The organism is Lactiplantibacillus xiangfangensis (genome assembly GCF_001438845.1).
GTDB classification, from domain to species: Bacteria; Bacillota; Bacilli; order Lactobacillales; family Lactobacillaceae; genus Lactiplantibacillus; species Lactiplantibacillus xiangfangensis.
Genome location: NZ_JQCL01000008.1, coordinates 44,771 through 54,501 on the forward strand (window position 1 = coordinate 44,771; position 9,731 = coordinate 54,501).

8 protein-coding genes are annotated in these 9,731 nt (G+C 46.5%); 2 read left to right on the plus strand and 6 right to left on the minus strand.

What is annotated here, in order from left to right; translation table 11 throughout:
* Window positions 1-87: 87 nt before the first annotated feature.
* The 3 genes from IV64_RS13995 to IV64_RS00840 form a co-directional block, all read right to left on the minus strand.
* Window positions 88-2,784: a MucBP domain-containing protein gene (locus IV64_RS13995; protein ID WP_083491526.1), complete on the minus strand. Its 2,697-nt coding sequence runs from the start codon at window positions 2,782-2,784 to the stop codon at window positions 88-90.
* A 156-nt stretch (window positions 2,785-2,940) separates the two neighbouring features.
* Window positions 2,941-3,936, minus strand: a complete 996-nt coding sequence (locus IV64_RS00835) for a tRNA dihydrouridine synthase (protein ID WP_057705265.1) — start codon at window positions 3,934-3,936, stop codon at window positions 2,941-2,943.
* 240 nt (window positions 3,937-4,176) lie between these two features.
* Window positions 4,177-4,371, minus strand: coding sequence for a hypothetical protein (locus IV64_RS00840; protein ID WP_057705266.1), 195 nt, complete (start codon window positions 4,369-4,371; stop codon window positions 4,177-4,179).
* 212 nt (window positions 4,372-4,583) lie between these two features.
* Between IV64_RS00840 and IV64_RS00845 the strand changes: the two genes are divergently transcribed.
* Complete coding sequence (locus IV64_RS00845) at window positions 4,584-5,477, plus strand: LysR family transcriptional regulator (protein WP_057705267.1); 894 nt, start codon at window positions 4,584-4,586, stop codon at window positions 5,475-5,477.
* 301 nt (window positions 5,478-5,778) lie between these two features.
* On the opposite strand, the gene IV64_RS00850 is transcribed toward IV64_RS00845, so the two are convergent.
* Together IV64_RS00850 and IV64_RS00855 are read right to left on the minus strand one after the other, a co-directional pair.
* Entirely contained in the window at window positions 5,779-7,251 is a 1,473-nt protein-coding gene (locus IV64_RS00850; RefSeq protein ID WP_057705268.1) for a UbiD family decarboxylase, read from the minus strand.
* Window positions 7,252-7,571: 320 nt separating this feature from the next.
* Complete coding sequence (locus IV64_RS00855) at window positions 7,572-7,862, minus strand: hypothetical protein (protein ID WP_057705269.1); 291 nt, start codon at window positions 7,860-7,862, stop codon at window positions 7,572-7,574.
* A gap of 113 nt (window positions 7,863-7,975) precedes the next feature.
* Here IV64_RS00855 and IV64_RS00860 point away from each other — a divergent pair, with 113 nt between their 5' ends.
* A complete protein-coding gene (locus IV64_RS00860; RefSeq protein ID WP_057705270.1) occupies window positions 7,976-8,275 on the plus strand; it encodes a bacteriocin immunity family protein in 300 nt (99 codons plus the stop codon).
* Between the two features lie 96 nt (window positions 8,276-8,371).
* On the opposite strand, the gene IV64_RS00865 is transcribed toward IV64_RS00860, so the two are convergent.
* Complete coding sequence (locus IV64_RS00865; RefSeq protein WP_057705271.1) at window positions 8,372-9,463, minus strand: PTS sugar transporter subunit IIC; 1,092 nt, start codon at window positions 9,461-9,463, stop codon at window positions 8,372-8,374.
* Between the last annotated feature and the right edge of the window lie 268 nt (window positions 9,464-9,731).

Below are 9,731 nucleotides of genomic sequence, written 5' to 3' on the forward strand. Positions count from 1 at the left end.
TCATTTTAAACACAAAGAACGCTTTGAGCTGTGCATGGCTCAAAGCGTTCTTTGTTGTGATCATTCTTTAATTTGGAAGTGAAGTAATTAGTGGCGCTTACGGAACACGACTAGTCCGGCCATTAACCCGGCTAGTGCGAGTCCCCATCGTTGCGCGCGTGGGGCAACTTGTTCATCAGTCTGTGGTAACGTTTGCCGTTTAGTCCCCATCGTGGCTGGTTTTGATGCGGGACGGCGCTTCTTTAAGTCCCGTTTAGAATGCTGGAACTGCTTTATGGCTAAAGGTGCCTTGCCACTCGGATTGGTTAATTTCGAATTGGGCGTTGGTACTGGTTGGGAATCCGGCGTTGGCTCCGGATTTGGTTTGGGTTTTGAATCTGAGTCTGGTTCAGGTACTGGATCGGCCTCTTGTCCCAGATCTGGTTCCGGTGCTGGTTCTGGCTCTGGCTCTGGCTTTGGTTCAGGTTTGGGCTCTGGTTCCGGTTCAGGTTCGGGCTCTGGCTCTGGTTCCGGTGCTGGTTCAGGTTCAGGTTCCGGTGCTGGTTCAGGTTCAGGTTCAGGTTCAGGCTCAGGCTCCGGTGCTGGTTCAGGTTCAGGATTCGGTTCAGGATTCGGTTCAGGTTCTGGTTCTGGTTCTGGTTCCGGCTCCGGCTCTGGTTCCGGCTCTGGTTCTGGTTTCGGCTCTGGTTCTGGTTCTGGTTCCGGTGCTGGCTCTGGTTCCGGATCTGGTTCCGGTTCGGGTTCCGGTTCTACAGGAACCTCTTCCCGTTCATAAATAAACGTCACTTCTTGTTCACCATTGCCATACTGTCCGTATTCGTTCCCATCAACGGCCGTCAAGTGCCAACCTTCAATGGTTACATGCGCCACCGTATAACTAGTCCCTAACTTACCCTCGAGCGTTTGACTGGGACGTAACGGCTTGTTATCCGTATCAACATAGTGCACCGTCACTTTTCCAATTCTCTTACGGTAGTTGAGCACAATGTTGACATCCTGATCGCCAAACTTTCCCGTTAGTTGGCCGTCTGCTGCCGTTAGCTCTTGACCATCCTGTTCCGCAGAAACAAAGTCGTACCCCGGCATAACTGGAACGTCAATCGTCCAATCCGATCCGGGGACTCCGGTTGGGGCCGTTACCGGTACATCGGCAATGGGCTGTCCATCTTCATCCTTAGCTTCGACCGTCACTTTATGCTTGGTCTTTTCCAGCACAAACGTGACCGTATTTAATTGCTCGCCAACAATCCAATTAGTGTCTCCCTGAACGGTTTTAAGACTGTAACCTTTCTTGCTCAGTTCCTCGAGGGCGGCGGTCACTTGCGAATTTTTTGTCAAGTCCTGGGTCTGCCCGATTTGATCAAATAAGTTTAACGCTTGCGTCAAGGCGTTGCCGTCTTCATCGACAAAATTAACTTGGGCGTTGCCAGCCTGATCATCAATTAAATAATGAATCACAACATTGCCATTAAACGGATACGACGATGTTGACCCGTTAATCCCCACCGTCTTAAATTGCATCACTAACATGCCTTGCGGGGACTGGAAGTTTTGCCACTCAATTTCATAATCGTTAAGGTTAACACCGGTCGCCGTCGCAAATTGCGTTGACGGTGTTAAGGCAACCCGGTTCCCGTTAAGATCAATGATGTAGGCCGACGTTGTATACTTGCCCGTCTTTGGGTCAACGTGGATGCGAATTGGCGGCAAGTTGATTTGCTGGTTCCCCACTGGGTATCCTTCGCCATCCAGTGACTGAACCGCATCGTGAATCACACTAATATCACTGACATAGTTATGTGAAACTGACAGTTCTTTTAAATGCCGCATCCCCGCAATGGGCGTCAGATCACTGACCGACGTATCCTGGAGAATCAGCTCGGTCAAATCCATGCCTTGTAACGCACTAATGTCTTTCAGCTTACTCCGTCCCCGATTATACGGATAACCATGGTCGTCTAAAGCATCCAAAGAAATCGTAACCGTAAACCGTTTGAGATTTTTAGCGTACTCTAGTCCTTTTAAGCTCTCTAAATTTAATGACGCATCCAAATACGCCTTATCGTCACTTTGGTAATTAATATCCGTCGACCAATTATCATCCAGGTCCGCTAACATTTGTTTAGTAATCTGACTAACATCTGTAAGCTGTAAATGCTGATTGTGTTGCAAATTATACAAGACGATGTACTGCAGATTTTTATCCGGCATCCACACATTAATATCTTCGGGTGCTTCCGTGGTGCGAGCAAGGGGCACGGGTGCGGTTGCCGCGGGAGCCGGTGTCTTGTCCTGTTCGTCAATCAAACTGTCCGTGTCAGTTTCTGAGTGTTCTAAAACCGCTGCTGAGTCCGGTACCCCCTCATTATCTGATTCATGATTAGCTGATCCATCCGCAACCACTTGCGCTTCAGAATCGCTTTGTTCAGTAACGTTCGGTGTCTCCGCTTGTGACTCAACAACTGTCGCGTTAGACGCTGATACCGACTGGTCAGAAACTGGTGCCACGTCGTTTCCTGCTAGATTAATATCGGAATCGGTTTCATTCGTCCCCGTACGGGTTGATTGGGTTTGATTGCGCGATGTTGTGAGTGTAATGGTCTTGTCAAAACTGCTTTCATCAGTTTTAGCGCTTACAGTATCCTGCGTTTCGGTCATAGGTTCAGTCGTGTCCGCTTGAACCTCCAATTGATTGTAAACACCAACCATCAGGATTGTTGCTCCTGCAGTCAGCCATTTTTTACCACTTTTGTACATTTTGTAATGAACCTTTTCAGAATTCATATCAGGGATAAACTCCTTTCCGTGTTGCCTATTTTTTATCGCACATCGGAGTATACGGGAAGCATCCTAATTCGTAAAGTACCCAAATTAAGCAAAAAGCCACTCAAGCTGATTTTTCGTCAGTCGTTGAGTGGCACGCGTTATTTTCTTAAGTGCTTATAAATCGCGTTCTAATCGGTCTACAATGGCTCGCACATCATCGGTTGTCTTTGTTTGCATTAATTCGTTACGAATTTCAGCTGCGTGCCGCATCCCGCGGACGTAAATTTTAAAGAACCGTTGTAAGGGTGCGAAGTGTCCTTGTAAACCTAAGGCAACAAATTGATCATATAGATCGACTTGGTAACGTAAGAGTTCTAATAAATCCTTAGCGGAATGTTCTTTAGGCTCCGCTTCAAAAGCGTAGGGATTTTGGAAAATTCCACGCCCAATCATGATCCCATCGACACCTGGGTGCTGTTCAGCTAACTGAATTCCCGCTTGATAGTCTAGGATGTCCCCATTGATTTGCAATAACGTATCCGGTGCGATGGTGTCTCGCATCTGAACCAAGTTATCGATCAGCTCATAGTGGGCTGGGACCCGACTCATTTCCATCTTAGTCCGCACGTGTACGGTTAAAACGGGAACTTGTTGTTTCAATAAGAATGGAATCCACGTCTCGTATTCTTCAACTGCGTCAAATCCTAACCGGGTCTTCACGCTGACGGGCAAATCTGCCTGCCGGGCGCCTTCGATAACTTCCTTGGCCCGATCGAAATGGCGGATAAGGTCACTCCCGCTGTGGTTTTTAATCACGGCCATGTCTGGGCATCCCATGTTTAAATCAATCGCCTGATAGCCTTTACGAGCAACTTCGTGTGCCGCTTTGACGAAGTCTTCCTCCGAATTTCCCCATAGTTGCACAATTGGTTTCGGGTTTTCGGTAGGATCGACATAAAGTCGTCCCAAGGTCGTAAATTTGGCTTTGGGGTGGGTAATGCTTAAAGCGTTGGTAAATTCCGTATAAAATACATCTGGTGCGGCTGCCCGCATCACGACCCGCCGAAACACGGAGCCGGTGACCGCCTCCATGGGCGCTAAACTAAAAAACGGGCGGTGCGCTGCTTTTGCTTCTTTGACAACACCTTGCCAATAAGCCGACTGCGTCATATTATTGCCATTCCCTTCTAAAACATTTCTCTGTTAACACAATAAAACTATCATAGCGATTATTGCGAGTTCTGTACAATATTTTAATTGACCATCCCAAAATTGAAAGATACAAATTGGTGACTTAATGGCCTAGCCTGATTGCCACTAGTCCTTTACTCTTATAGTATTGGCCACAAAAAAAGGTAACGGAAAATGCCTTCCCGTTACCGCTAAAATAGCAAAATTGATTAAAATCGATTATTTAAATAATAACAAAGCTAACATTAACAGTCCCACCATCAATAAGATGTTTAAAAATTCGGTCCGTAAGTTAGTTAACTTCAGCGAGCTGAATGTGACACCGGCGCCAGCATCCATATATCTGAAGAAAACCCCACTAAGTACGATACCAACCATTAAGACAACTAAAAACAATACTCCCGTCATCAACATTACAAACTCAACTCCTCATCCGGTAAAATTTTAGGCCCCTTTTCAGGCCACATTTATTGTGGACCTGCCCCCCTTTTCAAGCAAGTTTTTTCGGTTAAAAACACCGGCTTCTTAGCATTTTTTTATTAACAAAATCGCACCCAATTGAGCCACAAAATTGTGCGTGTTAAAATAAGCATTAACCTTAATGAACGGATGAAAGTGTGATTACGATGACCATTAATGATCTCCAAGCGTTTACCATGGTGTACGAATTGCGCCACATTTCTAACGCTGCCGTGGAACTTCACCTCTCACAATCTGAGCTATCTAAACGGATGCACTCACTAGAAACTGAATTAAACATTAAGCTACTTGATACTTATAATAAACGGAATCTTAAAATCACACCCGCGGGCGAAACCTTTTATCATCACGCGCAAAAAATAATTGCCGATTACGAACAGATGCTTCAAGATCTAGCTACTAACCGGCCAACAACCTTCAAGCAACTCACAATCGGCTCGATACCAGTCTCTGGACAGTACAACATCGCGCAAAGGATCGGGGTATTTGACCAACAACACCCGGAGATCGACCTTAAAGTGATTGAAGGCGAAGGTCATCAAATCGTGACCCAATTGCTGGCCGGCAAGTTGCAAGCAGCCATCATCCGGGATACCCAAACTTACCAGCTTCAACCAACGGATTTTGTCAAACAAACCTTACAACAAGATGAACTGATGATTATCCTGCCGGCAAACCACCCGCTGGCGACACAGTCGACGATTCGAATCAAAGATCTCGCACATCAAAAAATTGCGACGCTGCCACCAGGTTCAGGTGTTTACGAACCTATTACCCAGCTCTTTGCACGTCAGAGCGTCACACCCCAGTTTTTCTTTGAAAGCACCCACATCGAAACCTTGCTCAGTATGCTGGGACAAAACAACGTCACCTTGCTGTTTAAGCAGTCAGCACTCCCCTTTATGACCGACCAGTTCGTTATGCGGTCGTTAGCCATTCCATTCATGAGTCAATTAACCTTTGTGTATCCACAGCGCAGTGGCAACCAACTACTGACTGATTTGATTGACTCTTTAGTGATTAGCCGGCACACCAATTAATGAAAAATAGTCAGTTATCAGATTGGAAACACTTACTAATCTGATAACTGACTATTTTTCGCCTTAACTATCAAAAGCTAGCATTGAATTAATTCCAACATGACAACCGTATTTAGCGAAGGCGGACAGAAACAATATGCTGTGTCGGCAATAACAGCCGGCGTTTTCTTAGCCGGGAGTTATTGCGGGGTGACTCAAAGACGTGGTTTATCGGCTTTGAATCAAGGTTCCAGACCGCACTTTGGCTGGAGCCGTCCCCCATAGCATATCGTTTCTGTCCGACGAAGCGGTTTGAAAACACTTATTTCAAATACTTCTTCCAATCCGGCACTTCTTTGAACTTGGCCCGTTCAAATTGGTCCTTCATATCGAACGGAACGGTTCCATCGATGACTAACTTTGAACTCATGCCGCGGAAGCGAATGGACTTTGGATCGTATTCGGGGCGTTCGGATGGATCCAGTGGATGATTGCGCATCCCGGGCAAGACCATTAAGTCTTGATCAGCTTGAAAGCGGGTATTCATCGTCCAAATCACATCGTTCATATCAAAAATATCAACGTCTTCATCCACTAAGATGACCGTCTTTAATTCTTTAAACGCGGCAAACGCCAGTAAGGCAGCTTGCCGTTGAATCCCTTCGTCTGCTTCGTTTTCCTTATGAATTTGCATAATGGTCATTAACTTCCCACCACCAGCGGGCGGATTATAAACATTCGTGACCTTACCAGGAATTGCACGGTCAACCAGCTGTAAGATACTAGCTTCGGTCGGAATTCCCGCCATGCTGACGTGTTCTTCCGAAGGGCCAATCACACTCTGCATAATCGGATGCTTACGGTGTGTGACCGCCGTGACTTTAATGACTTGTAACGCGGGGTTCGCATCTCCATCGTACCCTGGAAATTCGGGCATTGCTTTACCCGTATGGGTGTTGATGTCCTCTTGAATACGCTCATTCGGCATGATGTAGCCTTCCAGCGTAAATTCAGAACGCGCGATTGCCTTTTCATCAACCGTCAGACCGTCCACTAATTGAACGGCTTGTTGCCGAATCGCACCCGCAACGCCTAATTCGTTATAACCAAACGGTGTGGTCGGTGGCTCAAAGGTTGCCCCAATGGTCACTGCGGGGTCTAACCCAATGTTGATCGTAATGGGCATGGGTTCATTCACTTGCTCGTACTCTTCCGCAAACGCCCCGATGTGCCGACCACCAGGCATGATGTAAATGCCTAACGTATCCTTATCTTCTAAAACCATCCGGTGAATGGTCACGTCACTCTTAGACTTATCGCGATTGGAGCCCAGTACTACGCCAACCGTAATATAAGGTCCCGCATCAACTGGCGTATTAGTCGGTGCCGCAACGAGCTTTCGAATATCAAAACCTTCGTCCGTGGCCTTATAGACAACTTCATGCGCTGGAGCTGCATTTTCAGTGACCGTCTCTGGTTCAATCGGGTTCGAAACGGACTCATTTAAAAACTGTCCTAACGTTTGGTAGTCGTGGTGAAACATTTTACCGACCCGCCGCCGACTTGCCATCAAGCCGATTAGAACCCGGGTATCCGGGAATCCCTTGACGCGATTAAACATCATCGCTGGGCCTTCCTTAGTTGGCCGTTCAACGGTTCCACCCGCGCCAATGTAGCGGTAGACACCTGCAAGTTCAGCATCCGGATCGACTTCAACGTTTGTTTCATGATAACTCTGCGGATCATCCTTGATTTCATCAAGCACCCGTCGTAAATCCCATGGTTGTTCCACTATTAAATCATCTCCTCATTAGTTTACAAGTTCATCATACGGCCAGACCCAGAAAGCTTCAATTCGAAAACGGACCGCCTATTATTCGCTAATCGAATATCAGACAAGATCCCTTACTCAACAAAAAACGGGCGCATGAAAATTTTCACGTGACCGCCTTGGTACCACCTCAAAATCTAAATTATGGCTATGATCTATAATATCGCATTAATTTTCGCTTACACTGCCGGGCCGCTTGATAAAGGCCCACCATTGTAGCAATCAAGCTGCCCGCCGTGACAATGGTTTGCATGATTGGTTTTAACCGCATTGGGTTCACTCCCTTAAAACTGTGATGGGTCCGTGACAATCTCATTGTCCGCCCGTCGGCCAAGTGCCATCAACTGACTTACTAGTAAATTTTGAGTTGCCGTCAATCGTAACTGCTTTGAAAAAATCGTATACGTGATGTAATTCGCCAAACGGCTAATCAAGGGTTCATCGATTTGTGATTGCCCCGTCAAATCGTGCTCACTCAAAAATAACGCCTGTCGAATTTCTTGAAAGCCGTGTGCGTCAGCCGTTGCCAACGTTTCAGCTAACGCCCGTATAATCCCCCGTGCTTCATAACTCATCCTTGTTGCCACCCCTCTTGGTTCAATTTTCAGTATAGTCTTTTTCAGAAAAAAATGAATGCTGCTTGCACCACTATCGACGAGGTGTAAACTATTAATGAGGGGGAATCAACGTGTCAAAAGAAACAGATCAAGCAAATGTAACCGCATTACTTAAAGCCATCAGTACGGCTTTTCAGGACCCACAAGTTCAGGGTGATGCAGATCTCAGTGCGTTATTAGTTAAAAATTCCAAACGACTGAGTGCATCGGGGGACTATCACAAGGCCGCTGCTGATTTAAATCAGGGCCTGCGCTATTGGGGAATGGCTCACTTACACGGCCCTAAGGTACTCAATGACCTTTACCAAGCCACCATTGACGGGACGCGTGGTCGGGCTTACCAGCGCCAACCAACCGGGTTCGACAACTAAATAATCTTTAGTACTGCTCATAACAAAACCGACCGTTGAAAATGACATCATTTTCAACGGTCGGTTTTGTTTTCTTCGGGCATCACACCCATCTAACTAGACCACTTCCAACTGTAGTTGTTGTGATTCGACCCATTTAGCCGCAAGTAATACTCGGTATAACCCAACTGAGATCACGGCTGGGATAACGACACCCGTCACTAAGTAGACCATAAACATGTTCATATTTGTTGACGCTAACGTGATTGGGGCAATCAAGGAATTTAACCCCAACCCAGCTAACTTGTAACTCGTGGAAAAATGAAAGACCAGGGTTGCAATGGGAGCTGAAACCACGGCGGCAATCATTGGTGGGATGGCTAACCGGGGATTCACAAGCAAGTTAGGAAATTGCACTTTTGGTGTAATGATCCCCTGCGCAATGTTTGCACCCAAATTATTTTGCCGAAATGACATTATAGTGAAGCCCACGAATTGTGCCGTTGTTCCGATCAAGGCTGCCCCTGAAGAAACGGGATCTAGCATCACCGCCACGGCTAAGGCCGCTGACGAAGCGGGCGTCATCAAGAACAGTGCCCAAGCTAAGGAAACGGCCATCGAACCGATCAACGGGTTGACCTTCATCGAAGTGGCAATGAACTGACTCAACCAAACTAAGGCTGGCGTCGTGACCGCCGCTAAGCCCAAGCCGACAACCGATCCGATAAAGGTCGCTGCTAGCGGCACGAGCATCATGTCCAGCGGTGTTTTCCCCGTCAAATAATTACCAACGAGTACGGCAACTAACCCGGCGGCAACCGCTGAAATGGGTTGCCCAGTCGTAAAGACCGTACTCTGCGCCGCTTGCGCCAGTGTATGTCCGGTCGCCGTCACGCCGTTCGTAGTCGACTGTGAGAAGAACACCGCGTTGGCCCCAATGGTTGAAGAAATCATGGCACTAAACGTAACCAACGTGTTGCTTTTGAGCATCGTCGCGATGGCGACACCGAACGCTGGCCCTAATAAAACTTGGGCGATGGCGCCAACTTGATAGAGTGCGCCCCAATGTAAAAAATTAGCCAATGATTGCAAAAGTAATCCAATTCCCAAACAAACTAAAATGGCATTTGAAACTCCGGCGGATACCTTATAAACGTAATCCATGGTTGTCATCTTATGTGTCGCTTCTGCAGCGTGTGTGTTTTCCATATGTATGCCTCCGTTTTAATTAATAACAATTAGATTAGAAATATGTGAGAATGCTATTATTTTGCCATTACTTATGAAAACTGTCAACCCGTTTTTCATAATCAGTTTAAACACTTTGAATTAAAAAGAAAATTCAGTCTTTCATGCCCACTAATCCCTTAAATACTGAGGAAAATTAAGTCTAAATAAATCGTCCAATAAAAAAATCACGCCTGCACTAGTCCCTGTCAAGTTGACAGATGAAATATTATAAAGTTAAATCTGTCTC